Annotated in this window: 20 protein-coding genes; 9 read left to right on the top strand and 11 right to left on the bottom strand. The window is 73.4% G+C overall.

What is annotated here, in order from left to right:
- Window positions 1-262 precede the first annotated feature (262 nt).
- From OG689_RS25065 to OG689_RS25045, 5 genes are all read left to right on the top strand, one after another.
- Window positions 263-940, top strand: coding sequence for a response regulator transcription factor (locus OG689_RS25065; protein WP_184918780.1), 678 nt, complete (start codon window positions 263-265; stop codon window positions 938-940).
- Between the two features lie 172 nt (window positions 941-1,112).
- Window positions 1,113-2,612: a HAMP domain-containing sensor histidine kinase gene (locus tag OG689_RS25060; protein WP_266323124.1), complete on the top strand. Its 1,500-nt coding sequence runs from the start codon at window positions 1,113-1,115 to the stop codon at window positions 2,610-2,612.
- Window positions 2,612-3,094, top strand: a complete 483-nt coding sequence (locus tag OG689_RS25055) for a hypothetical protein (RefSeq protein ID WP_266323123.1) — start codon at window positions 2,612-2,614, stop codon at window positions 3,092-3,094. Before OG689_RS25060 ends, OG689_RS25055 begins: the two co-directional genes overlap by 1 nt.
- Before the next feature lie 139 nt (window positions 3,095-3,233).
- Complete coding sequence (locus OG689_RS25050; RefSeq protein WP_266323122.1) at window positions 3,234-3,854, top strand: VanZ family protein; 621 nt, start codon at window positions 3,234-3,236, stop codon at window positions 3,852-3,854.
- A 354-nt stretch (window positions 3,855-4,208) separates the two neighbouring features.
- Complete coding sequence (locus OG689_RS25045; RefSeq protein WP_266323121.1) at window positions 4,209-4,391, top strand: PspC domain-containing protein; 183 nt, start codon at window positions 4,209-4,211, stop codon at window positions 4,389-4,391.
- A gap of 153 nt (window positions 4,392-4,544) precedes the next feature.
- On the opposite strand, the gene OG689_RS25040 is transcribed toward OG689_RS25045, so the two are convergent.
- The 3 genes from OG689_RS25040 to OG689_RS25030 form a co-directional block, all read right to left on the bottom strand.
- Complete coding sequence (locus OG689_RS25040; RefSeq protein WP_266323120.1) at window positions 4,545-4,907, bottom strand: ATP-binding protein; 363 nt, start codon at window positions 4,905-4,907, stop codon at window positions 4,545-4,547.
- A 208-nt stretch (window positions 4,908-5,115) separates the two neighbouring features.
- A complete protein-coding gene (locus OG689_RS25035) occupies window positions 5,116-6,264 on the bottom strand; it encodes an adenosine deaminase (protein WP_266323119.1) in 1,149 nt (382 codons plus the stop codon).
- Window positions 6,265-6,453: 189 nt separating this feature from the next.
- Window positions 6,454-7,401: a LysR family transcriptional regulator gene (locus OG689_RS25030; protein ID WP_266327420.1), complete on the bottom strand. Its 948-nt coding sequence runs from the start codon at window positions 7,399-7,401 to the stop codon at window positions 6,454-6,456.
- 188 nt (window positions 7,402-7,589) lie between these two features.
- On the opposite strand from OG689_RS25030, the gene OG689_RS25025 reads away from it, so the two are divergent.
- Together OG689_RS25025 and OG689_RS25020 are read left to right on the top strand one after the other, a co-directional pair.
- Window positions 7,590-8,927 carry an MFS transporter gene (locus OG689_RS25025; RefSeq protein WP_266323118.1) on the top strand — a complete coding sequence of 446 codons (1,338 nt, stop codon included), beginning with the start codon at window positions 7,590-7,592 and terminating at the stop codon, window positions 8,925-8,927.
- Window positions 8,924-9,127 (top strand): hypothetical protein, encoded by a 204-nt coding sequence (locus OG689_RS25020; RefSeq protein ID WP_266323117.1) that lies wholly within the window; start codon window positions 8,924-8,926, stop codon window positions 9,125-9,127. Before OG689_RS25025 ends, OG689_RS25020 begins: the two co-directional genes overlap by 4 nt.
- Before the next feature lie 716 nt (window positions 9,128-9,843).
- On the opposite strand, the gene OG689_RS25015 is transcribed toward OG689_RS25020, so the two are convergent.
- The 8 genes from OG689_RS25015 to OG689_RS24980 form a co-directional block, all read right to left on the bottom strand.
- The gene (locus OG689_RS25015) at window positions 9,844-11,121 is read right to left on the bottom strand and encodes a thymidine phosphorylase (RefSeq protein WP_266323116.1); all 1,278 of its coding nucleotides are present in this window, start codon (window positions 11,119-11,121) and stop codon (window positions 9,844-9,846) included.
- 117 nt (window positions 11,122-11,238) lie between these two features.
- A complete protein-coding gene (locus tag OG689_RS25010) occupies window positions 11,239-11,634 on the bottom strand; it encodes a cytidine deaminase (RefSeq protein WP_191289725.1) in 396 nt (131 codons plus the stop codon).
- Entirely contained in the window at window positions 11,631-12,899 is a 1,269-nt protein-coding gene (locus tag OG689_RS25005) for an ABC transporter permease (protein WP_266323115.1), read from the bottom strand. Before OG689_RS25005 ends, OG689_RS25010 begins: the two co-directional genes overlap by 4 nt.
- Entirely contained in the window at window positions 12,896-14,170 is a 1,275-nt protein-coding gene (locus OG689_RS25000) for an ABC transporter permease (protein WP_266323114.1), read from the bottom strand. The genes OG689_RS25005 and OG689_RS25000 overlap by 4 nt, the downstream gene beginning before the upstream one ends.
- Window positions 14,171-14,173: 3 nt before the next feature.
- Window positions 14,174-15,859, bottom strand: a complete 1,686-nt coding sequence (locus tag OG689_RS24995; RefSeq protein WP_266327418.1) for an ABC transporter ATP-binding protein — start codon at window positions 15,857-15,859, stop codon at window positions 14,174-14,176.
- A 202-nt stretch (window positions 15,860-16,061) separates the two neighbouring features.
- Window positions 16,062-17,123, bottom strand: a complete 1,062-nt coding sequence (locus tag OG689_RS24990) for a BMP family ABC transporter substrate-binding protein (RefSeq protein ID WP_266323113.1) — start codon at window positions 17,121-17,123, stop codon at window positions 16,062-16,064.
- A gap of 488 nt (window positions 17,124-17,611) precedes the next feature.
- Window positions 17,612-18,799: an amidohydrolase gene (locus OG689_RS24985; protein WP_266327417.1), complete on the bottom strand. Its 1,188-nt coding sequence runs from the start codon at window positions 18,797-18,799 to the stop codon at window positions 17,612-17,614.
- 310 nt (window positions 18,800-19,109) lie between these two features.
- Window positions 19,110-20,699, bottom strand: coding sequence for a methylmalonyl-CoA mutase family protein (locus tag OG689_RS24980; RefSeq protein WP_266323112.1), 1,590 nt, complete (start codon window positions 20,697-20,699; stop codon window positions 19,110-19,112).
- Between the two features lie 277 nt (window positions 20,700-20,976).
- On the opposite strand from OG689_RS24980, the gene OG689_RS24975 reads away from it, so the two are divergent.
- Window positions 20,977-21,732 (top strand): SDR family NAD(P)-dependent oxidoreductase, encoded by a 756-nt coding sequence (locus OG689_RS24975; protein ID WP_266323111.1) that lies wholly within the window; start codon window positions 20,977-20,979, stop codon window positions 21,730-21,732.
- Between the two features lie 71 nt (window positions 21,733-21,803).
- A complete protein-coding gene (locus OG689_RS24970; RefSeq protein ID WP_266323110.1) occupies window positions 21,804-23,447 on the top strand; it encodes an alpha/beta hydrolase in 1,644 nt (547 codons plus the stop codon).
- Window positions 23,448-23,461 lie beyond the last annotated feature (14 nt).

Below are 23,461 nucleotides of genomic sequence, written 5' to 3'. Positions count from 1 at the left end.
GCGACCGGCCTGTTGGCCTGCTGCGTTGCGGCGACATGGAAAATCTTGCCCGCCGGTTGTGATGGCGCTGTCCGCCGACTGTCACAGGGCTGTCACAGCGGCCGGGACCCCGTTACCCGCCCCACCGCTCGCACCCGAGGACGCCTGAACACCTCGTTCCGGTTGCGGCTCCCGGTCCCTTGGCGCGGCCCCGGCCCGCACGGGTGTCCGTGATGCCGGTAGCGGGGGTGATTCGGCGGGCCGGGTGGGCCAGAATGAGGCCGTGCCATTCCTCCTTCTGATCGAGGACGACGACGCCATCCGGACCGGCCTCGAACTCGCTCTCACCCGCCAGGGCCACCGCGTGGCCGCCGCCGCCTCGGGCGAGGACGGACTGAAGCTCTTCAAGGAGCAGCGTCCGGACCTGATCGTCCTGGACGTCATGCTGCCCGGAATCGACGGCTTCGAGGTGTGCCGCCGGATCCGGCGCACCGACCAGCTGCCGATCATCCTGCTGACCGCGCGCTCGGACGACATCGACGTGGTGGTCGGCCTGGAGTCCGGCGCGGACGACTACGTCGTCAAACCGGTGCAGCCACGGGTGCTGGACGCCCGGATCCGCGCCGTGCTGCGGCGCGGCGAACGGGAGAGCTCCGACTCCTCCGCGTACGGCTCGGTGGTGATCGACCGCTCCGCGATGACCGTCACCAAGGACGGCGAGGACCTCCAGCTGACGCCCACCGAGCTGCGGCTGCTCCTGGAGCTCAGCCGGCGGCCCGGCCAGGCGCTGTCCCGCCAGCAACTGCTGCGGCTGGTCTGGGAGCACGACTACCTGGGCGACTCCCGGCTGGTGGACGCCTGTGTCCAGCGGCTGCGGGCCAAGGTGGAGGATGTGCCCTCGGCCCCGACGCTGATCCGCACGGTGCGCGGCGTGGGCTACCGGCTCGACCCGCCGGCCTGACCGGACCGCCGGCGACCGGCGACCGGCGACCGGCGACCGCAGCTGCGGACCGCGGACCGCCCGCACGGCAACCGGCCGACCGGGCCGGCCCGCAACGGCGGTCGGACCACCGGACTCCCGTCCGGGCTCCGGCCGGAAGACCTTCATCCCGACAACTACGCGACAGGTTCAAGTGACTGACCTTCAGGGGACCCGGCGGTTCGGACCGGTGCGGTGGCGCAGGCTGCGCTCGCTGCGGGTGCGGCTGATCGCGGTGTTCGCCGTGGTCGCGCTGACCACCGCCGTGTCGGCCTCCGGGATCGCGTACTGGTTGAACCGGGACGCGGTGCTCAAGCGCGCCCAGGACACCGCCCTCAACGACTTCCGGGTCTCGCTGACCCGCAACGTCTCGGAACTGCCGCTCGGCGCCACCTGCGAGGAACTCACCACCCTCGCCACCCAGGTGGCCAGCTCCGGGCTCAGCTACGACGTCCTGGTCGTCGACGACGCCCACCCGGAGTGCACCGCCTCCTCGGACCCCTCGCTCTACACCCTGGCCCAGGTGCCCACCCCCCTGCGGACCACCGTCAACAAGCCGCGCGAGCTGACGGCGAGCAACTCCGACGCGTACCACCTGTACTGGCAGCGGCAGAGCCTGTCCGGCCGGCCGTACCTGATCGGCGGGACCAGGGTCGTGCCGACCGGCCCGACCGCCTACATGTTCAAGTCGCTGGAGAACGAGCGGGCCGATCTCAACACCCTCGGCTGGTCGCTGGCGATCGCCACCCTGCTCGCCCTGATCGGCTCGGCACTGCTGGCGCAGGCCGCCTCCGCCACCGTGCTGCGGCCGGTCAAGCGGCTCGGCGAGGCCGCCCGGCAACTCGGCGAGGGGCGGCTCGACACCCGCCTGGAGGTCGAGGGCGCGGACGAACTCGCCGATCTGGCCCGGACGTTCAACCGCACCGCCGAGTCCCTGCACGAGCAGGTCGAGGAGCTGAGCGCCCGCGAGGCACAGAGCCGGCGCTTCGTCGCCGACATGTCGCACGAGCTGCGTACGCCGCTGACCGCGATGACGGCGGTGACGGACATCCTGGAGGACGAGGCCGAGTCGCTGGACCCGATGATCGAGCCGGCCGTCCGGCTGGTGGTGAGCGAGACCCGGCGGCTCTCCGACCTGGTCGAGAACCTGATGGAGGTGACCCGCTTCGACGCCGGCACCGCCAAGCTGGTCGCCGACGAGGTGGACATCGCCGACCTGATCATGTCCTGCATCGACGGCCGGGCCTGGTACGACGCGGTGGAGCTGGACGCGCCGCGCGGCGTCCGGGCGGTGGTCGACCCCCGCCGGCTGGACGTGGTCTTCGCCAACCTGATCGGCAACGCGCTCAAGCACGGCGGGTCGCCGGTGCGGGTGAAGGTCCGCGAGCGCGGGGAGAACGTGGTCGTCGAGGTCTCCGACAGCGGGCCCGGCATCCCCGAGGACGTGCTGCCGCACGTCTTCGACCGCTTCTACAAGGCGGACAAGGGCCGCGCCCGCTCCGAGGGCAGCGGCCTGGGGCTGTCGATCGCGATGGCCAACGCCCAGATACACGGCGGCACCATCGAGGCCGCGAACGGCGAGCAGGGAGCGGTCTTCACCCTGACCCTGCCGCTCACCCAGCCCCGGCCCGCCGACCAGGACGAGGACGCCTGATGAACACCCGCCCCGACGAGCGACAGTCCCCGCGCCGCCGCGCCGCCCCCGGCCGGCCGGTCGCCGGGCGACCCGGCGGCGACCGCCGCGGCGCGGACGCCTCCGGCCGGGCGCTGGCCGGTGTCGCCGTGACGGCGGCCCTGCTGGCGGCGCTGGCCACCGGCTGCGGCATCCGCCCGACCGCCGTGCCGGTGGACGCCGGCGGGCCCGCCAGCCGGACCGCCTGCCCGAGCCCGGTGCAGGTCCCCACGGCGGTGGGCACGCCCTCCGCCGCCCCGAGCGTGCAGCGGGCCCCCGCCGTCACCACGCCGTCGGCCAAGGCCGCGGCCGGTACCGGCCGGTCCGCCTCGGCCTCCCCCGCCGCGACCGTGCCGGTGACCCCCACGCCCGGCGCCGCGCCGACGGACGGCGTGTTCAGCGCCCTGCCCTCGCCCTCGCCCTCGCCCTCGGCCGGCGGAACCGGCCGGACCGGCTGCCCCTGACCGCCCGGGCGGCCGGGGCACCGGCCGCCGGAGCCCGCCGTGAAGGTCCCCGCGACCGGTGGGAACCGAGGCGCCCCGGGCCCGCGTCCTCCCCGGTGTGCAGCGAGATGGCACCAGCACACGCGCCGAGCGTGTCGGAGTGCGGACCGAGAACGAGCCGACCCGGCAGTGGTCGGCTCCGCCGTCCGCCGCCGAAGTCCCCCGCCCGCTCCGCGCGGCCGGCCTGACGGCGCTGGTGCTCCATCTGATGGTGGTCGGCTGGTTCGTGCTGCGGCCGCTGCCGGTGGCCTGGGTGTACGACAGTAATCTGACCCCGTTCGGCTCCGTCCGGCGGGCGCTGGCCCTGGGCGAGGCCGCCGGACTCTGGCAGGTGGCCTGCGAACTGCTGCTGCTGGCCCCCCTCGGGGTGCTGCTGCCGCTCGTCCGGGGCCGGGTGCGGGCCGCCTGGCTTCCGTCCTTCCTGCGGGTGGCCGGGGTGTCGGCGCTGCTGGCCACCGGCCTGGAGTTCCTCGGGTCCTGGGTTCCCGGCCATGTGCTGAACGTCGACCACATCCTGCTCGGGGTGGCCGGGGTCTCGCTCACCCACCTCGCGGTCGTCCCGGCCGCCCGGGCCGTGCTCCGCGCCCGGCCCGCGCCGGAGCGCCGCCCGGCGCCCGTGCCCGCGCCGGCCCCCCTGCCGCTCCAGGTGCCGGCACCGGTGCCGGCAGCCGCCAAGCTGAGCGCCGCCGCGTACGGCCGCCCGGCCCCGCGGACGCGCTGAAACACCGGCCCCGCAACACGGCACCCGGCAGCCGAACCACACGCGGGCAGTGCCCGGAGCGCGGCACCCCGGCAGCCGAACGACCCGCGAAGTGCCCGGAGCGGCCCCGCCCGCTCCGGGGTGCCGGCCTGTGCGGAGGCCGGCCGGCCTCCACCCCCACCACCGGGCCGACGGGCAGACGGCTCCTCCGGGGCGACCCTGAGAGCGACCCCGAGATCCGGCCGCGCGGGCCCCGGTGGGATGCCAGGGGCCGGGTCGCCTTCGGGGCTGACGCCCGTACGGCCGGCCCCGCGGAGGATGGAGACACGCCCACCGGAGAGACCGGCACCGGGCCGAAACCCTTCGGAGACTGTCATGAGCCGCCTCGCCCGCCCCCGTCACAACCGAGTCATCGCCGGCGTCTGCGCCGGGATCGCCGAGCGCTTCGACCTGACCCCGTGGACCGTCCGGGTGCTGTTCGTGCTCTCCTGCCTGCTGCCCGGCCCGCAGTTCCTGGTCTACCTGGCGCTCTGGCTGCTGCTGCCCCAGGAACCGTGAGCCGAGGGCGCGGCGCGCGCCCCCGGCGGCAGGAGGACAGAACCGCGTCAGCACGCGGACAGGCCCGCGGGCCCCGGGAGTTCCGGGGCCCGCGGGCCTGTCCGCGTCAGCGGTCGGCCGGGCCCGGCCGTGCGACAGGTGGTCGGTGCCGGGTCAGCCGCCGAGGCCGGGCAGGCCGGCGCCGCCGAGCGCGCCGGTGAGGCCGCCGACCGGGGTGCTGCTGAGGCCGGGGACGGCCGGCAGGCCGGCGCGGGGGGCGGGCGCGGCGTCGGCCGGAACGGCCTGGCCGGCGCTCGGGGCGAGGGTGCCGACGGTGCTGGCGACCCGGTCGCCGCCCGGCAGGCTGCTGACGGCGTTGGTCGCGGCGCCGGTCAGGGCGGGGTTGGTGAGCGCGCCGACGGGGGTGCCGAGCCCGCCCGTGGCGGCGGGGGCGGCGGATGCGGTGCCGGCGGCGGCCGCGGCCATCGCGACGCCGAGAGCGGCGACGCCGGCGGCCTTGAGAGTGGCCTGCTTCATGAGTTGGTCCCCTTGAGTCCTCGTCGGTGGCAGCCGTCCGGGCGCGTAGGACGGCACCCGCCGCCACACCGTGTCAGCAACGACTGGCACACCGTAGTGACTCCGTCGCATGCGGATCAAAGCCGCTTCACTCACACGGCCCAGTTGTCCGATGAGCGCCGATCCCGCTCGGGAGGGCGCCCATCGGACCGCGGCCACCGCCGAGGGCTCAGCCACCCACGCTGAACAGCCACTCCGCCTTGAGCTCGGCGTAACCCGGCTTGATCACATCGTTGATCATCGCGAGCCGCTCGTCGAAGGGCAGGAACGCGGACTTCATCGCGTTCACCGTGAACCACTCCATGTCGCCCAGGGTGTAGCCGAAGGCCTCCACCAGGTGCCCGAACTCCTGGCTCATGCTGGTACCGCTCATCAGCCGGTTGTCGGTGTTGACGGTGACCCGGAACTTCAGCCGGCTGAGCAGCCCGATCGGGTGCTCCGCGTACGAGGTGGCGGCCGCGGTCTGCAGGTTGGAGGTCGGGCACATCTCCAGCGGGACGCGCTTGTCGCGCACGTACGCGGCGAGGCGGCCGAGCTCGACGCCGCCGTCCTCGTTCACCGTGATGTCGTCGATGATCCGCACGCCGTGGCCGAGCCGGTCGGCGCCGCAGCACTGCAGCGCCTCCCAGATGGACGGCAGGCCGAAGGCCTCGCCGGCGTGGATGGTGAAGTGGTTGTTCTCGCCCTTGAGGTAGTCGAAGGCGCCCTGGTGGCGGGTCGGCGGGTGGCCCGCCTCGGCGCCGGCGATGTCGAAGCCGACCACGCCGTGGTCGCGGAAGCGGTTGGCCAGCTCGGCGATCTCCTGCGAGCGGGCGGCGTGCCGCATGGCGGTCAGCAGGGTGCCGACCCGGATCCGGTGGCCGGCCACGCGGGCGTTGGCCTCGCCGAGCCGGAAGCCCTCGTTGACGGCCTCGACGACCTGGTCGAGGGTGAGCCCGCCCTCCAGGTGCTGCTCGGGGGCGTACCTGACCTCGGCGTAGACGACGCCGTCGGCCGCGAGGTCCTCGGCGCAGTCGGCGGCGACCTTGACCAGCGCCTCGCGGGTCTGCATCACGGCGCAGGTGTGCGCGAAGGTCTCCAGGTAGCGCACGAGGGAGCCGGAGTCGGCGGCCTCGCGGAACCAGAGGCCGAGCTTGGCCGGGTCGGTGGTGGGGAGCCCTTCGTAGCCGCAGGCCGCCGCCAGCTCGACGATGGTCTCGGGCCGCAGCCCGCCGTCGAGGTGGTCGTGCAGCAGCACCTTGGGCGCGCGCGCGATCTGGTCGGGAGTGGGGATGCGGGGGCCGGTGGTGCCCGCGGTCACGGGGATCTGCTTCTCCATTGCGGGAGTGTAGCCCCTACGCGCGTAGATTCCCTAGCACGAATCACACCCGGCGAAGAACCGGCACCGGGATTCCACCGAAGGGCCCCCTCCCGGCCGGCCCGTGACCTGCGCGGCCGCCACCGCCCCGGCCCGCCTGCTGCCCGGCCCGGCCCGGCCTCCACAGGCCGGGCCGCCGGCCCGCCCGGCTCAGTCGTGTTCCAGCAGCCGCCCCCGCCGCGACAGCACGAAGTCCCGGAAGGCCGCCACCGGAGGCGTCAGCGGCCGGCCCGCCGCCCAGGCCAGTCCGATCGCCCGCCGGGTCCGCGGCGCCGTCACCTCCAGCTCGACCACCCCCGGCCGGGCCACCAGGGCCGGCGGCAGCAGCGCCACCCCCAGCCCGGCCGCCACCAGCCCGCGCAGCGTCTCGGCGTCCTCCCCCTCGAAGGCGAGCCTCGGCACGAACCCGGCCTCCGCGCAGAACCCGTCCGTGATCGCCCGCAGCCCGTACCCGCGCTCCACCGCCACGAACGGCTCCCGCGCCACCTCCGACAGTCGGATCCGCCGCCGCCCCGCCAGCCGGTGCCCGTCCGGGACGACCAGTGCCAGCCGCTGCTCGTCCAGCGGGCGGGCCGTCAGGTCCGGCGCGTCCGGCAGCGGGGAGACCAGGCAGAGGTCCAGCTCGCCGGCGCGCAGCCGCTCCAGCATCGCCGCCGTGTAGTCCTGCACCAGCTGGAACCGGATCTGCGGCTGCACCGCCCGGAACCCGCGCAGCAGGGCCGGCACCGCGTCCGTCCCCATGGTGTGCAGGAACCCGAACGCCACCCGGCCGCTCGCCAGGTCCGCCTCCGCCCGGGCCGCCTCCGCGCCGCGCTCCAGCTCGGCGAGGGCCCGCTCGACCGAGCCCAGCAGCAGCCGGCCGGCCCTGGTCAGCCGGACGGTGCGCCCCTGACGGGCCAGCAGGTCCACCCCCAGCTCCTCCTCCAGCCGGGCCACCGCCCGCGACAGCGTCGGCTGCGGCATCCCCAGCAGCTGGGCCGCCCGGGTCACGTGCTCCAGCCGGGCGACCGCCGCGAACTGCGCCAGCCTGGGCGCCAGCTGAGCCACCGCCGCCTCCGGCCCCAGCTCGGCGAGCCGGATCGGCAGCTCCACCGGCAACTCCCCGATCAGCCCACCGGGCGACCCTCCCGCGGCCCGCTCCCCCGACTGCTCGGTGCCGTCCGTCACCCGTTCCCGCTCCCCGGCGGCGGCCGCCGCCCCCGCCACCTCGACTCATGCCCGTACGTATGGGTTTCGAGTCAATCATGTATTGGACGCATCAGTCGGTGCGGTCCTACGGTCGTGTCATGTCACCCGCCAGTACCGGGGCATCCGCGGCCACCGTGCCGCCGGGTGCCCTCACCCAGTCGTCCCCTGCCACCGAAGCCCCCGCCACCAAGACCCCCGGCCCCGCGGTCGGCCCCGACCGCCGCCACCGCCCCGGCGACCGCGCCTTCCGCCGTGCCAACCTGGCCCTGTTCGCCGCCGGCGTCGCGACCTTCGTGCTGCTGTACTCCACCCAGGGCCTGCTGCCGATCCTCTCAGCCGACCTGAACCTCACCCCGGGCCACGCCAGTTGGACGGCGTCGGCGGCCACCCTCGGCCTGGCGCTGGCGCTGCTGCCGGCCAGCGCGCTCTCCGACCGGTACGGGCGCACCGCCGTGATGACGGCCTCCATGCTGGCCGCCTCCGCGCTGGCCATGGCCCTGCCGTTCGCCCCCGACCTGAGCACCCTGGTGATCCTGCGCGTCCTCCAGGGCGCCGCCCTCGCCGGACTCCCCGCCACCGCGATGGCCTACCTCGCCGAGGAGATCCACCCGAGCGCGCTGGCCTCCGCGATGGGCCTGTACGTGGCGGGCAACAGCATCGGCGGCATGGGCGGCCGGCTGGTCTCCGGCTGGGCCGGCGCCGCCTGGGGCTGGCGCTGGGGCCTGGCCGCCTCCGCCGCGCTGGCCCTGCTCGCCGCGCTGGCCTTCCGGCTGCTGATCCCGGCCGCCCGCCACTTCCGCCCCGCGCCGGTGGACGCCCGCGCGCTCGCCCGCACCGTCGGCGCGCACCTGCGCAACCCGCTGCTGGTCCGGCTGTACGCGCTGGGGATGCTCTTCATGGCGGTCTTCGGCGCCGTCTACAACACCGTCGGGTACCGGCTGACCGCCGAGCCCTTCGGCCTGCCGCAGTCGCTGGCCGCCTCGATCTTCGTGGTCTACCTGGTCGGCACCGCCACCTCGGCCGCCGCCGGCCGGCTCTCCGGCCGGCTCGGCCGCCGCGGCGCCCTGTACGTGGCGATCGGCGTCACCGCCACCGGCCTGCTGCTCTCGCTGAACAACTCGCTGGTCGGGGCGCTGCTCGGCCTGGTGCTGATCACCGGCGGCTTCTTCGCCGGCCATGCCACCGCCTCCAGCTCGGTCGGCCGCACCGCCACCCACGGCCGCGCCCAGGCCTCGGCGCTCTACCTGATCGCCTACTACCTGGGGAACAGCCTCGGCGGCACCGTCGGCGCCGACGCCTACCACTCGGTCGGCTGGGACGGCGCCGCCGCCGTCGGCCTCGGCGCGATGACCCTCGCCGCCGGCGTCACGCTGTACGCCACCCGGCAGGCGGTCCAGGCCCGGCGGGGTGCGGCCGTCACTACACTCCGGGCATGAGCATCGATCCTGCTGTGTTCGCCCGGTTGCGCGGGATCGCCGACCAGCTGCCGCAGGTCTGGATTCCGCAGTATGCCGAGCCCCGCGTCTTCGAGGTCGGCGCCGCCGTGGGCGATGTACCCGGGGTGGGTGTCCGGGAGTTGGGCGTTGAGCTGCCGTGCGATCCGCAGTACGGCCAGTTCATGAAGCCTGACCGGTGACAGCGTCAGGACGATCCCGCCCTCGGCGATCTCGACCTTCCCGATCCCGGGCCCCGCAAGGGCACCGGGATCGTCCACGACGAACCCGGGTACACCTCCCGCACGGAGTTCGCCTTCGGTGACACCGTGACAGTCGGGCCCTGGTCCCTGGACACCGGCGTCCTGCGCACCTACGCCTGACCGGACGGGCGGATGCACGGATCCATGGCCACCATGCGTCTGCGAGCCCGTGGCCCGCACGGCTTCCGCCAGTTACGCCAGGACCCACCTGGCGGGCTACGGAGCGCCATGTCCCGCACGATCAGTCACATCCCGTACCGGCCCGTCGACAGCGGTGTGCTGGCGCCAGCGTCGCCGGAGCGAGCCCTGGCGCCGCGCCGCCCTGCGCACTCTGCGGTACAGCACCGCACACCTGGCGCAGGCACGGGCCGAAGGCCGGCGGCCGACCCCGGAGCGGATCCGGCTGAGCCTGGAGATCCACTGCTACGGCAACGCCTTCCGCGACAGCGCCCGACTGGGCCGTTGCGCCGATCTCGCCGAGCGCGGCGCCCGGCAGAAACCCGGCTCCGGCTACGGGAGATCCTGCTGCCGGCCGCCTTCGAGGAGGCCGTTGTCGAACCCGCCCGCCACCGCCACGGCGAACTGTGGCACTCCTGGTGAGGCGGCCGGGCCCCGCCGATCGCGTCGGCGGGGCCCGGCCACATCTCGGAGGGCGGTTACGCGATCCGGTCCAGCACGATCGGCTTCGCCGTGAACGGCGTGCCCGCCGGGTCGACCACGATGCCGCCGGCCAGCGCCTCGATGGCGTACTCGTAGCGCTCGGGGGTGTCGGTGTGCAGGGTGAGCAGCGGCTGGCCGGCCACGATCGGGTCGCCGGGCTTGGCGTGCATCTCCACGCCGGCGCCGGCCTGCACCGGGTCCTCCTTGCGGGCGCGGCCGGCGCCGAGGCGCCAGGCGCAGACGCCGACGGCGTAGGCGTCGAGGGCGGTGAGGATGCCGGAGGAGGAGGCGGTGATCACGTGCTGCTCGCGGGCGACCGGCAGCGGGGCGTCGACGTCGCCGCCCTGGGCGCTGATCATGCGGCGCCAGTGGTCCATCGCGGAGCCGTCGCGCAGGGCGTCGGCCGGGTCCTTGCCGTGGACGCCGGCGGCGGCGAGCATCTCGCGGGCCAGCGCGATCGTCAGCTCGACCACGTCGGCGGGGCCGCCGCCGGCGAGCACCTCGACCGACTCGCGGACCTCCAGCGCGTTGCCGGCGGTCAGGCCGAGCGGGGTCGACATGTCGGTGAGCAGGGCGACGGTGTTGACGCCGGCCGCCTTGCCGAGGCCGACCATGGTGCGGGCGAGCTCCTGGGCGTCGGAGAGGTTCTTCATGAAGGCCCCGGAGCCGACCTTGACGTCCAGGACGAGCGCGCCGGTGCCCTCGGCGATCTTCTTGGACATGATCGAGCTGGCGATCAGCGGGATCGCCTCGACCGTGCCGGTGACGTCGCGCAGCGCGTACAGCTTCTTGTCGGCGGGGGCCAGGCCGTCGCCGGCCGCGCAGATGACGGCGCCGGCGTCGCGCAGCACGGTCATCATCTCGTCGTTGGAGAGCAGCGCCCGCCAGCCGGGGATGGACTCCAGCTTGTCGAGGGTGCCGCCGGTGTGGCCGAGGCCGCGGCCGGAGAGCTGCGGGACGGCGGCGCCGCAGGCGGCGACCAGCGGGGCGAGCGGCAGGGTGATCTTGTCGCCGACGCCGCCGGTGGAGTGCTTGTCGGAGGTCGGCACGCCCAGGGCGGAGAAGTCCATCCGGACGCCGGAGCGGATCATCGCGTCGGTCCAGCGGCTGATCTCGCGCAGGTTCATGCCGTTGAGCAGGATCGCCATCGCCAGCGCGGACATCTGCTCGTCGGCGACCTCGCCGCGGGTGTAGGCGTCGATCACCCAGTCGATCTGGGGATCGGTCAGCTCGCCGCTGTCGCGCTTGGTCCTGATGACGGAGGGGGCGTCCATGGGGTTCTCCAGGAGGGTCGGAAAAAGCGAAGAGTGCCGCGAGCCGACTGGTTCACACAGCCTCTCGCGACACTCTACGCGCGTAACAAACGGAACGGCCAGAGCCGCTCGCAAGACCTACAGGCGCTCGGGCCCGAACGCGTCGGGGAGCACCTCGCTCATCGGCCGACGGCCCGAGGGCAGGTCGACCAGCAGTTCGGGCCCGCCGTGCTCGTACAGCAGCTGGCGGCAGCGCCCGCACGGCATCAGCAGCTCGCCGGCGCCGTCCACGCAGGTGAAGGCCACCAGCCGGCCGCCGCCGGAGGCCTGCAGCGCGGAGACCAGGCCGCACTCGGCGCAGAGGCCGAGCCCGTACGAGGCGTTCTCCACGTTGCAGCCGCTGACCGTCCGTCCGTCGTCCACCAGGGCCGCCGCGCCGACCGGGAACTTGCTGTACGGGGCGTACGCGTGGCCCATCGCCTCGCGGGCCACAGCGCGCAGCGCCTCCCAGTCGACCGTCGGAGCGGGCGTCACTTGCCCTGCCCCTTGCGGTAGATCTGGCCGTCGGCCTTCGGCGGCCGCAGCCGCTGCGAGGCCAGCGCGAGCACCACGAGGGTGATCACGTACGGCGTGGCGACGATCAGCGGACGCTGCACCTGGTCGGTCAGCGCGTACCAGGCGCCGAGGCCGCCGGCCACCACGAAGCTGATCGCGGCGGCGAGGTACGTGCGGCGGTAGAGCTGCCACAGGGCGAACAGGCCCATGGCGAGCGAGACCACCAGGATCAGCACGTGCACCGACTCCGGGTCGCGCAGCTGGAGGCTGTCGGTGAAGCCGAACAGGCCGGCGCCGATGGCCAGGCCGCCCGGCATCCAGTTGCCGAAGATCATCGCGGCGAGGCCGATGAAGCCTCGGCCGAGCGTCTGGCCGTCCTTGTAGAAGTGCGCCGCGACCAGCGAGAGGTACGCACCGCCGAGGCCCGCGAAGGCACCCGAGGCGATCACCGCGATGTACTTGTACTTGTAGACGTTGACGCCCAGCGACTCGGACGCCGTCGGGTTCTCGCCGCAGGAGCGCAGCCGCAGGCCGAACACCGTCCGCCAGAGGACGAAGTAGCTGGCCACGATCAGCGCCGCCGCCAGGACCACGACCACCGAGAGGTTGGTGACCAGGCCGCCGAGCACACCGGCCACGTCGGACACCACGAACCAGTGGTGGTTCTCGATGTTCTTCAGCCCGGTGGAGAGCCCCGGGATGGTGATGTACGGCAGCGGATCCGCGGGCGGCGACTGGTTGGCGCCGGCGCCGAACGGGATGTAGTCCTTGTAATAGATCTTGTTGACGTACGCGCAGATCCCGGGGATCAGCAGGTTGACGCCGACACCGGACACGATGTGGTCCACGCCGAAGGTCACCGTGACCACGGCGTGCAGCAGACCACCGAGCGCGCCGCCCAGCATGCCCGCCACCAGGCCGAACCAGGGGCTGACCAGGTAGCCGCCCCAGGCGCCGCAGAAGGTGCCGGCGATCATCATGCCTTCGAGGCCGATGTTGACCACGCCGGCCCGCTCGGACCAGAGACCGCCCAGACCGGCCATGCCGATCGGCACGGCGGCGCCGAGCGCCGCCGCGATCTGCCCGGAGGAGGTGAGGCTGTGGTTGCCCGTCGCCATCCCCACCGCGGAGAACAGGATCGTGGCGCCCGCGATCAGCAGCAGCACCACCGGCAGGGACAGCTTGCGCTTCTTGGCGGGCGCGCTGCCCGGCGTCTTCGCGCGAGCGGCGGTTGCGGTGCTCATGCGGACACCTCCTTCTTGGCGGTCGACGCGGCCAGCGCGGCGAGTTCGGCGCCCACCTTCTGCTGCTGGCGCTTGAGGCCGTAACGGCGCACCAACTCGTAGGCGACGACGACGCAGATGACGATGGTTCCCTGCATGACCTGGACGATCTCGAACGGGAAGGCCCCGTTCTGCGGCAGCGGCAGCTGGGTGCCGCTGACGTCCAGGAAGGCGAACAGCAGCGCCGAGAAGACCATCCCGATCGGGCTGTTGCGGCCGAGCAGGGCGACCGCGATGCCGGTGAAGCCGAGGCCGGCCTGGAAGCTCTGACCGTAGTAGAAGGAGTTCTGCAGCAGGTCGGGCAGGCCGATCAGGCCGGCCAGCGCGCCGGAGACCGCCATGCTGATCAGCACCATGCGCTTGACGTTGACGCCCGACGCGGTGGCGGCGCTCTCCGAGCGGCCGGTGGCGCGCAGGTCGAAGCCGAAGCGGGTGCGGTTCAGGGTGAACTGGAACAGGACACCGACGATCACCGCGATCACGATGAAGCCCCAGAGCGTGCCGCCGGCCGTCTCGATCGAGAAGAAGTGGCTGGAGGCCGAGACCGGGTTCGTCTGGATGCTGTTGGTGGTGGTGCCCTTCTCCGGCGCGAAGATGCCGGGGACGAGCAGCAGACCCACCACCGCGCTGGCGATGGCGTTCAGCATGATGGTCGAGATGACCTCGCTGACGCCCCGGTAGACCTTGAGCAGGCCGGCGATGCTGGCCCAGAGGCCACCGACCAGCATGGCGGTGATCAGCAGCAGCGGGATCTGGATGACGGCGGGCAGGTCCATCTGGCCGCCGACGTAGGCGGCGAACAGCGCCGCGATCCGGTACTGGCCCTCGACACCGATGTTGAAGAGGTTCATCCGGAAGCCGAAGGCGGCGGCCGCCGCGGCCAGGTAGTAGACGGTGGCCCGGTTGAGGGTCAGCACCTGGCCGTCCGACTTGGTGCCGTAGGTCAGCATCACGTCGAAGGCGTCGAACGGGTTCTTGCCGGAGATCAGCAGCAGGATCGAGCAGAGCACCAGCGAGAGCAGCACGGCCAGCACCGGGGCGGCGAGGCCGAGCGCGATCCGCTCGCCGTCGAAGCGCTTGGCGGCCGTGGGCTTCGCCGGGGCCGGCGCGCCGCCCTGGCCGGGCGCGCTCGGGGCCGAGCTGCCGCCGGAGGGCGGGCCGTCGGCGAACGCGCCTTCGGCGGAGGTGCCGTCGGCGGGCTTGCCGTCGTCGGCGGAGTGGGAACTGGTCATGGGTTACTCCCCCGCCTGCGGGTCTTCGGCGGTCTCGGTGGTCGCGTCCGTGGTGCCCGGCAGGGCGTCGCCGGACTCGGCCTCGGTGCCCTCGGCGGCGAGCGCGCGGTCCTCGGCCACGGCCTCGGGCTCCGACTCGATGTGGCCCGCGGCGGCGCCGGTCATCGCGGTGCCCAGGTCCTCGGCGGTCACGGTGGCCGGGTCGGCGTCCGCGACCAGCCGGCCGCGGTAGATCACCCGGATGGTGTCGGAGAGGCCGATCAGCTCGTCCAGGTCGGCGGAGATCAGCAGGACGGCCAGACCCTCCCGCTGGGCGGAGCGGATCTGCTCCCAGATCTGCGCCTGCGCGCCGACGTCCACCCCGCGGGTGGGATGGGCGGCGATCAGCAGCTTGGGGTGGTGGCTCATCTCGCGGCCGATGATCAGCTTCTGCTGGTTGCCGCCGGAGAGGGAGGCCGCGGTGACCTCGATGCCCGGGGTACGGACGTCGTACTCCTGGACGATCCGCAGGGTGTCCTTGCGGGCGCCGGCCGCGTCGAGCAGCGGGCCCTTGGAGTTCGGCGCCTCGGTGACGTGCCCGAGGATGCGGTTCTCCCAGAGCGGGGCCTCCAGCAGCAGGCCGTGCCGGTGGCGGTCCTCGGGGATGTAGCCGATGCCGGCCTCGCGGCGGGCCCGGGTCAGGGTGCCGGTGAGGTCCTTGCCGTCCAGCGCGACGGTGCCGGCGTCCAGCGGGAGCATCCCCATCACGGCCTCGACCAGTTCGGCCTGGCCGTTGCCCTCGACACCGGCGATGCCGAGGATCTCGCCCTTGCGGATCCGCAGCGTGATGTCGTCCAGCACGACGCGCTCGATGCCCTCGGCGTCCGCCTTGGCGATCCGCAGGCCCTCGACGCGCAGCATCTCGTCCTCGGTGACGGTGGACGCGCGGCTCTCCGGGGAGGGCAGCTCGGTACCGACCATCATCTCGGCGAGCTGGCGGGCCGTCACGGTCTTCGGGTCCGCGTCGCCGACCGTGGTGCCGCGGCGGATGACGCTGATCGCGTCGGCCACCGAGAGCACCTCGTGCAGCTTGTGCGAGATGAAGATGACGGTGACGCCCTCGGCCTTGAGCTCGCGCAGGTTGGCGAAGAGCGCCTCGACCTCCTGCGGCACCAGGACGGCGGTGGGCTCGTCCAGGATCAGGATCCGGGCGCCGCGGTAGAGCACCTTGAGGATCTCGACCCGCTGGCGGTCGGCGACGCCGAGGTCCTCGACCAGCGCGTCCGGGCGCACGCCCAGGCCGTACTGGTCGGAGATCTCGCGGATCTTCGCCTTGGCCTTGCCTCCTATGCCGTGCAGCTTCTCGCCGCCGAGAACCACGTTCTCCCAGACGGTGAGGTTGTCCGCGAGCATGAAGTGCTGGTGGACCATGCCGATGCCACGGGCGATGGCGTCGCCGGGGGTGGCGAACTCCACGAGCTCGCCGTCGACGGCGATGGTGCCCTCGTCGGGGCGCTGCATCCCGTAAAGGATCTTCATCAGGGTGGACTTGCCGGCGCCGTTCTCGCCCATCAGGGCGTGCACGGTGCCTCGTCGCACGGTGATGTCGATGTCGTGGTTGGCCACGACGCCGGGGAAGCGCTTGGTGATGCCGCGCAGTTCGACGGCCGGTGTCGCCGTCCCCGCGCTGGGGGTGCCGCCCTTGCTCAGGGCGGGGTCGGAAGCGGTGATGGCGGTCTCCTGGTGGTCTGGAGGCGCGTCGTTGCGCTGGAGGGCCAAAAGTTCATGGGGGGACGGGACGGGGCCCGGGGGTACGCGCTGAGCGCACCCGGCCGGGCCCCTCCCTGATGCTGCGTCAATCATCCCGCTGCCCGGCAGGCGGCAGCGGTACCGACGTCTTGTTCCGCGCGCCTTACGGGGCGGTCGGGACGGTGGTGGCGCCGCTGGTGATCGCCGTGGTCGCGGCGTCCAGCTTGGCCTTGATGTCGTCGATGTGGCCGCCGGTGGTGGCGAGCGAGACGCCCTGGGCCTTCAGGTCGAAGTTCTTCACACCGGTGAGCGGCGCGTTGTCCTTGATCGACTTGATGTAGGTGTACACCGCGGTGTCCACGTTCTTCACCATGGAGGTGAGGATGACGTTCTTGTACTTCGACAGGGCCGGCTGGCTGGCCTGGTCGGAGTCGACACCGATGGCCCAGGTGCCCGGCTTGTTGGAGACGGCCTCGATCGAGCCGCTGCCGGAGGAGCCGGCCGCCGCGTAGATGACGTCCGCGCCCTTGTCGAGCTGGCCCTGGGCGGCCTCCTTGCCCTTGTCGGGCGAGGAGAAGCCGGAGAAGTCCGGCGGGGTGGTCAGGTAGGTCGTCTCGACCTTGATGTTCGGGTCGACGGACTTGGCACCCGCCACGTAGCCGGCCTCGAACTTCTTGATCAGCTCGGACTGCACGCCGCCGATGAAGCCGACGTGCTTCGCCTTGCTCTTGTTGGCGGCGGCGACGCCGGCCAGGTAGGAGCCCTCCTGCTCGGAGAACGTCAGCGAGGTGACGTTGGCCGGCTGGGTGGAGGAGGCCGAGTCGATGATCGCGAACTTGACGTTCGGGTTGTCCTTGGCGACCTTCTCGACCGCGGACTGGTAGACGAAGCCCACCGCGATGATCGGGTTGTAGCCGCCGGTGACCAGGCTCTTCAGCCGGGTCTCCTTGTCGGCCTCGGCCTCGCCGGTCTTGGCGTCGGCCTCGGTGATCTGGACACCCAGGTCGGCCTTGGCCTTGTCGAGACCGCGCGCGGCGGAGTCGTTGAACGACTGGTCACCGCGGCCACCGATGTCGTAGGCCATGCCGACCTTGATGCCGGAGTCGCCGGAGGCGCCGGCGGAGGCGGTCGTGTCGTCGGTGCTCTTTGCGCCGCAAGCGGCGAGCGAGGCAATGCCCAGGGAACCCGAGAGCACAACCGCGGCGAGCTTAGTAGAACGGCGCAAGGGAGTATCTCCTTCTCACACGCACCCGTTTAGCGTGGTCGGACGCCACCGTAACGCGCGTAGAACACGGTTGTGTTACGGCTCGTTCGGGCATCCGGGTTGTTATCAAACCGTGCCACCCGAGGGTGCGAATCCAATATCCGCCTCCAGTGTTACGGGCCAGGAGCCCACATCCAAACCAAATCGGAGCGGATCACGACAAATCCGGTCGGATCCGTGCAGGAATGAGGGTCGAAGGCGGGCATCTCGGGGCATCCGGATCGGCGCGGAGTCACCCGACGGCCACTGTCCGGGGCCGGAGCCTGCGCGGGCGCCGGGGCCGGCGACGGCGGGAGAAGCCGGCCGGAGGGGCCGTCCGGGGGCCGGCAAGGACAAGAACAGGACAAGGGCCGGAACAGGACAAGGGCAAGAACAAGGAGAAGGCCCCGGGTTCGACCCGGGGCCCCTCGTCGGAGCAGGCGGCGCCGTGACTCCGGCCCCGCCGCGGCTCAGACCTCGCTGTGCTCCAGGGCCAGCGCGGCGAACAGCTCGACGCCGATCCCGATCGCCCGCTCGTCCACGTCGAAACGGCCCTGGTGGAGGTCGCGGACCGAGCTGTCACCGGGAGCCCGGACGCCGAGCCGGGCCAGCGCGCCGGGGGCGTGCTCCAGGTACCAGGAGAAGTCCTCGCCGCCGAGGCTCTGCTCGGTCTCCTCGACCACCTGCCCGGCGGAGCCGAAGCGGGCGGTCATCGCCGCCTCCAGCTCGGCGATCGAGACGGCCTCGTTCACCACCGGCGGCACCCCGCGGTGATAGTCCAGCGTCCACTTGGCTCGGTGCGTCTCGGCCATCTTGGCGATGAGCTCGTGCAGCAGGTCCGGGGCCTCGCGCCAGCCCGGCAGCTCCAGGCAGCGGACGGTGCCCTCCAGCTCGGCGTGCTGCGGGATGACGTTCGCGGCGGACCCGGAGGCGATCCGGCCCCAGACCAGGCTGACGCCCCAGCGCGGGTCCATCCGGCGGGCGAACACGGCCGGCAGGTCGGCGGCCATCCGGGCGATCGCGGTGACCAGGTCGGTGGTCAGGTGCGGCCGGGCGGTGTGGCCGCCGGGGCCGTCCAGGTGCAGCACCAGCCGGTCGCAGGCGGAGGTGATCGCGCCGACCTTCAGGCCGATCCGGCCGACGGTGACCTTGGGGTCGCAGTGCACCGCGAAGATCCGGCCGACGTTGTCCATCCCGCCGGCCTTGATGACGTCCAGCGCACCGCCGGGCATCACCTCCTCCGCGGGCTGGAAGAACAGCCGTACGGGCCGGCGCAGGTCACCGTTGCGGGCCGCGGCCGCCAGCACCAGGGCGGTGCCCAGCACGATGGAGGTGTGCACGTCGTGCCCGCAGGCGTGGGCCCGGCCGGGCACGGTGGAGCGGTAGGTCACGTCCGTCTTGGCGTCGTCGATCGGCAGGGCGTCGATGTCGGCCCGGAAGGCCAGGAACGGCATGCCGGCCGGCGTGCCCGGCGGGACGATGTCGACGGTCATCCCGGTGCCACCGGGCAGCACCCGGGGCTCCAGGCCCGCGGCGACCAGGCGGTCGTGCAGCAGCCCGGTGGTGCGGAACTCCTGGCGGCCCAGCTCGGGGTGCCGGTGCAGGTCGCGACGGAACGCGATCAGCTCTGCCTCGAAGGCGCGTACCCGGGTGCGCAGGTCGGCGGGGCGGGCGGCAGCGAGAGTGGCCTGTTGGGCGGTCCGAGGATCGTTCACCTCAACAAGGGTAGGCCCGTGTGGGGGATTTGGCCTGACTTCCCCCGAAGAAGTCCCCGGATGGGCGCATACCGCCCGCGCAGCTGGGTATGACATCTCGTTTCAGTCGCCTTCCCGGGTGATCACTGTCCTGTGCAACGAACGCCCGCCCGGACGGACACGGCCGCAGCTCAGCCTGCCGCCCGCACATGACGACCGGGTGTACCGGCTGTTTCGACCTCGGTGGCCGGCCACCCGAACGAGTGACGCGACGTCAGAATCGCTCGACCGGCGCGTAGGTGCCCCACACCTCGCGCAGGGCGTCGCAGACCTCGCCGACGGTCGCGCGGGCCGCCAGCGCCTCCTTCATCGGCGGAAGCACGTTGTCCGTCCCCTCGGCGGCCCGGCGCAGCGCACCCAGCGACCGCTCGACGGCCGAGCGGTCGCGCCCGGCCCGGAGCGCGGCGAGCCGGGCGCACTGCCGGCCCTCCACCGCCGGGTCCACCCGCAGCGGCCGGTAGGGCTCCTCGGCGTCCAGCCGGAACCGGTTGACGCCGACCACGGTGCGCCGGCCGGCGTCGGTGTCCTGCTGGACGCGGTAGGCGGTGCGCTCGATCTCGGCCTTCTGGTGGCCCCGCTCGATCGCGGCGACCGCGCCGCCCAGCTCCTCCACCCGGCGCATCAGCCCGAGCGCGAGGGCCTCGACCTCGTCGGTCATCCGCTCGACCGCGTAGGAGCCGGCGAAGGGGTCGACGGTGGCGGTGACGTCCGTCTCGTACGCCAGCACCTGCTGGGTCCGCAGGGCCAGCCGGGCGGCCTTCTCGGTGGGCAGCGCGATCGCCTCGTCGAAGCTGTTGGTGTGCAGCGACTGGGTACCGCCGAGGACGGCGGCCAGCGCCTGCACGGAGACCCGGACGAGGTTGACCTCGGGCTGCTGGGCGGTCAGCTGCACCCCGGCGGTCTGGGTGTGGAACCGCAGCATCTGCGAACGCGGGTCCCTGGCGCCGAACTCCTCGCGCATCACCCGGGCCCAGATCCGCCGCGCGGCCCGGAACTTGGCGACCTCCTCCAGCAGCGTGGTGCGGGAGACGAAGAAGAAGGAGAGCCGGGGCGCGAAGTCGTCCACGGCCATCCCGGCGGCCAGCGCGGTACGGACGTACTCGATGCCGTTGGCGAGGGTGAAGGCGATCTCCTGCGCGGGATCCGCCCCGGCCTCGGCCATGTGGTAGCCGGAGATCGAGATGGTGTTCCACCTCGGGATCTCGGCCCGGCAGTACCGGAACACGTCCGCGACCAGCCGCAGCGAGGGCTTCGGCGGGAAGATGTACGTCCCGCGGGCGATGTACTCCTTCAGCACGTCGTTCTGGATCGTGCCGGTGAGCCGGGCGGGCGCCACCCCCTGGGACTCGCCGACGAGCCGGTAGAGCAGAAGCAGCAGCGCCGCGGGCGCGTTGATGGTCATCGAGGTGGAGACCTCGTCCAACGGGATCCCGCCGAACAGGACGGCCATGTCCTCGACGCTGTCCACGGCCACGCCCACCTTGCCGACCTCGCCGGCCGAGAGCGCGGCGTCGGAGTCGTAGCCCATCTGGGTCGGCAGGTCGAAGGCGACCGAGAGGCCGGTGCCGCCGCCGGCGATCAGTTGCCGGTACCTGGCGTTGGACTCGGCGGCGGTGCCGAAGCCGGCGTACTGGCGCATCGTCCAGGGCCGTCCGGTGTACATCGAGGAGTGGACGCCGCGGGTGTAGGGGTACGCGCCGGGCTCGCCGAGCCGCTCGGCCGGGTCCCAGCCCCGGAGCGCCTCGGGGCCGTAGACGGGCTCGACGGGCAGGCCCGACTCGGTGCGGCGGGGCTCGGCTGCCATGGGGTCTCCTCGGGCCGAGGGTGGCGCGCGGCGGCGCCGCCCGGTGGGCGTCCGACCCTTCGCAATGTAGTCCGCGGGGCGGTGCGGTGCCCGGGTGACGCGGACGGAACCGACCCGGGCGCGCCGCCCGCCGGGACGGGTGGCCGGCCCACTCCGGCGGGTGCGAACACTTTGAGATGATCGGATGAACGTCCAAGCCTCGCCGGCGGCCCCACCACGGGTGGCCGGCCCACTCCGGCCGGCAGCCCCTGCCGGCCGCCCCCACGAAGGAGCGGCTATGACCGAGCAGAAGGTGGCCGTGGTCACCGGCGCCAGCAGCGGGATCGGCGCGGCGACCGCCCGCCGGCTGGCCGCCGAGGGCTTCGAGGTGGTGCTGACGGCCCGCCGCACCGAGCGGATCGAGGCACTGGCCAAGGAGATCGCCGAGCACGGCGGCTCGGCCCGCGCGATCACCCTGGACGTGACCGACCGGCCCGCCGTGGACGCCTTCGCGGCGGAGCTCGGCCGGGTGGACGTCCTGGTCAACAACGCCGGCGGCGCGGTCGGCGCCGAGTCGGTCGAGGCCGGCGACCCGGCCGACTGGCTGGCCATGTACCAGGTCAACGTACTGGGCGTGCTGCACGTGACCCAGGCGCTGCTGCCGGCCCTGCGGGCCACCGGCGACGGCACCGTGCTGATCCTCTCCTCCACCGCGGCGCTGACGGCCTACGAGGGCGGCGGCGGCTACGTGGCCGCCAAGCACGCGGCGCACACCATCGCGGCCACCCTGCGGCTGGAGCTGTGCGGGGAGCCGGTCCGGGTGATCGAGATCGCGCCCGGGATGGTGAAGTCCGAGGGCTTCGCGGTGACCCGGTTCCGCGGCGACGAGGAGAAGGCCGCCGCCGTCTACGCCGGTGTCGCGGAGCCGCTGACCTCGGACGACGTCGCCGACACCATCGCCTGGGCGGTCACCAGGCCGCCGCACGTGAACATCGACCTGCTGGTGGTGCGCCCGCGCGCCCAGGCCGCCAACCACAAGGTCCACCGGGCCTGACCCGGCCGGACGCCGCCCGGGGGGCCGACGAGCGGATTCATCACATGATCATCAACTGGTACACCTGTGCGATGAGAACTCCCCGGGCCACCCGTCCGCGCCTGCTGGCCGCCTGCCTCGCGGCCGGCGCGCTGCTGCTCACCGCGTGCGACGGCCACCCGCAGCCGCGCGGCGCCGTCCCCGCCACGACCGGCCCCGCGACGGCGGCCACCGCCGCCGCGAGCCCCGCCCCGGCCGCCGGGCCCACCGGCGCGGCCGACCCGGCGCTGGGGCCGTTCTACGACCAGCGGGTCACCTGGGCCGGCTGCCCCGACGACCCGCGCGCCAAGAACGTCGACACCTCGGCCATGCAGTGCGCCAGGCTGCACGTCCCGCTCGACTACGCGCACCCCGGCGCCGACGCGATCGACGTCGCCCTGCTGCGGCTGCCCGCCGCCAGGCCCGAGCAGCGGATCGGCTCGCTCGTGGTCAACCCCGGCGGCCCCGGCGAGTCCGGCGTCGACATGGTCAGGTTCGGCGCCGACCGCTTCGAGGGCGCCCTGCACGACCGCTTCGACGTGGTCGGCTTCGACCCGCGCGGCGTCGGCGGCAGCGCCCCCGTCAACTGCCTGGACGACAAGGACCGCGACGCGCTCAACTCCACCGACGAGCCGCAGGACCCGCAGGCCCGCCAGGCCGACCGCGCGAAGCGGGCCGCCGACTTCGCCGCCGCCTGCCAGGCCCGCTCCGGCAAGCTGCTGCCCTTCGTCGGCACCCGCAACACCGCCCGGGACCTCGACGTCCTGCGCGAGGCCCTGGGCGACCGCAAGCTCAACTACCTGGGCATCTCCTACGGCACCTACCTCGGCTCGCTGTACGCCGAGGAGTTCCCCGCCAACACCGGCCGCCTGGTGCTGGACGGCGCCGTCGACCCGGCCGCCGACAAGCTGGACCAGAGCGTCAACCAGGCGGCCGGCTTCGAGAAGTCCCTGGAGCGCTTCGCCGTCGACTGCGTCCGCAACCACCCCGAGGACTGCCCGCTCGGCAGCTCGCCCGACCAGGCCGCCAGGAAGGCCGCCGACTTCCTGGACGGCCTGCGGGAGCACCCGCTGACCGCCAAGGACGGCCGCCGCCTCACCAGCGACCTCGGCTGGACCGGCGCCATCAGCTACCTCTACGGCGACGGGACGACCGCCTGGCAGCAGCTGCGCCGGGCCCTCGGCTGGGCGATGGCCGGCGGCAAGGGCGACTTCCTGCTGGCCTCGGCCGACAACTACAACGGCCGCGACGAGAAGGGGCACTACACCACCCTGGAGGACGCCGGACGAGCCATCCGCTGCGCCGACAGCGCGCCGCCCGCACCCTCCGCGGAGCGGATCCAGCAGGTCCTCGGGCAGCTGCGCGAGCAGGCGCCGCTGGTCAGCAAGGGCACCGCCGCCGAGGACTACAGCACCCCCGCCTGCGCGGCCTGGCCCTACCGGACCACCGAGACCCCGCACACCGTCCGGGCCGAGGGCAGCGCCCCGATCCTGGTGGTCGGCACCACCGGCGACCCGGCCACCCCGTACGCGGCCGCCGAGAGCCTGGCCAAGGGGTTCGCCGACGCCACCCTGCTCACCCGGGAGGGTGAGGGCCACGGCGCCTTCGGCAAGGACAACGGCTGCATCGACGCCGCCCTGGAGGCGTACCTGGTGAACGGCGTCCCGCCGGCCGCCGGCACCCGCTGCGCGAGGTGACCCGAAGGGGTGAC

The organism is Kitasatospora sp. NBC_00240, assembly GCF_026342405.1.
Classification (GTDB): Bacteria; Actinomycetota; Actinomycetes; order Streptomycetales; family Streptomycetaceae; genus Kitasatospora.
This window is presented reverse-complemented; position numbering and strand designations above follow the sequence as displayed.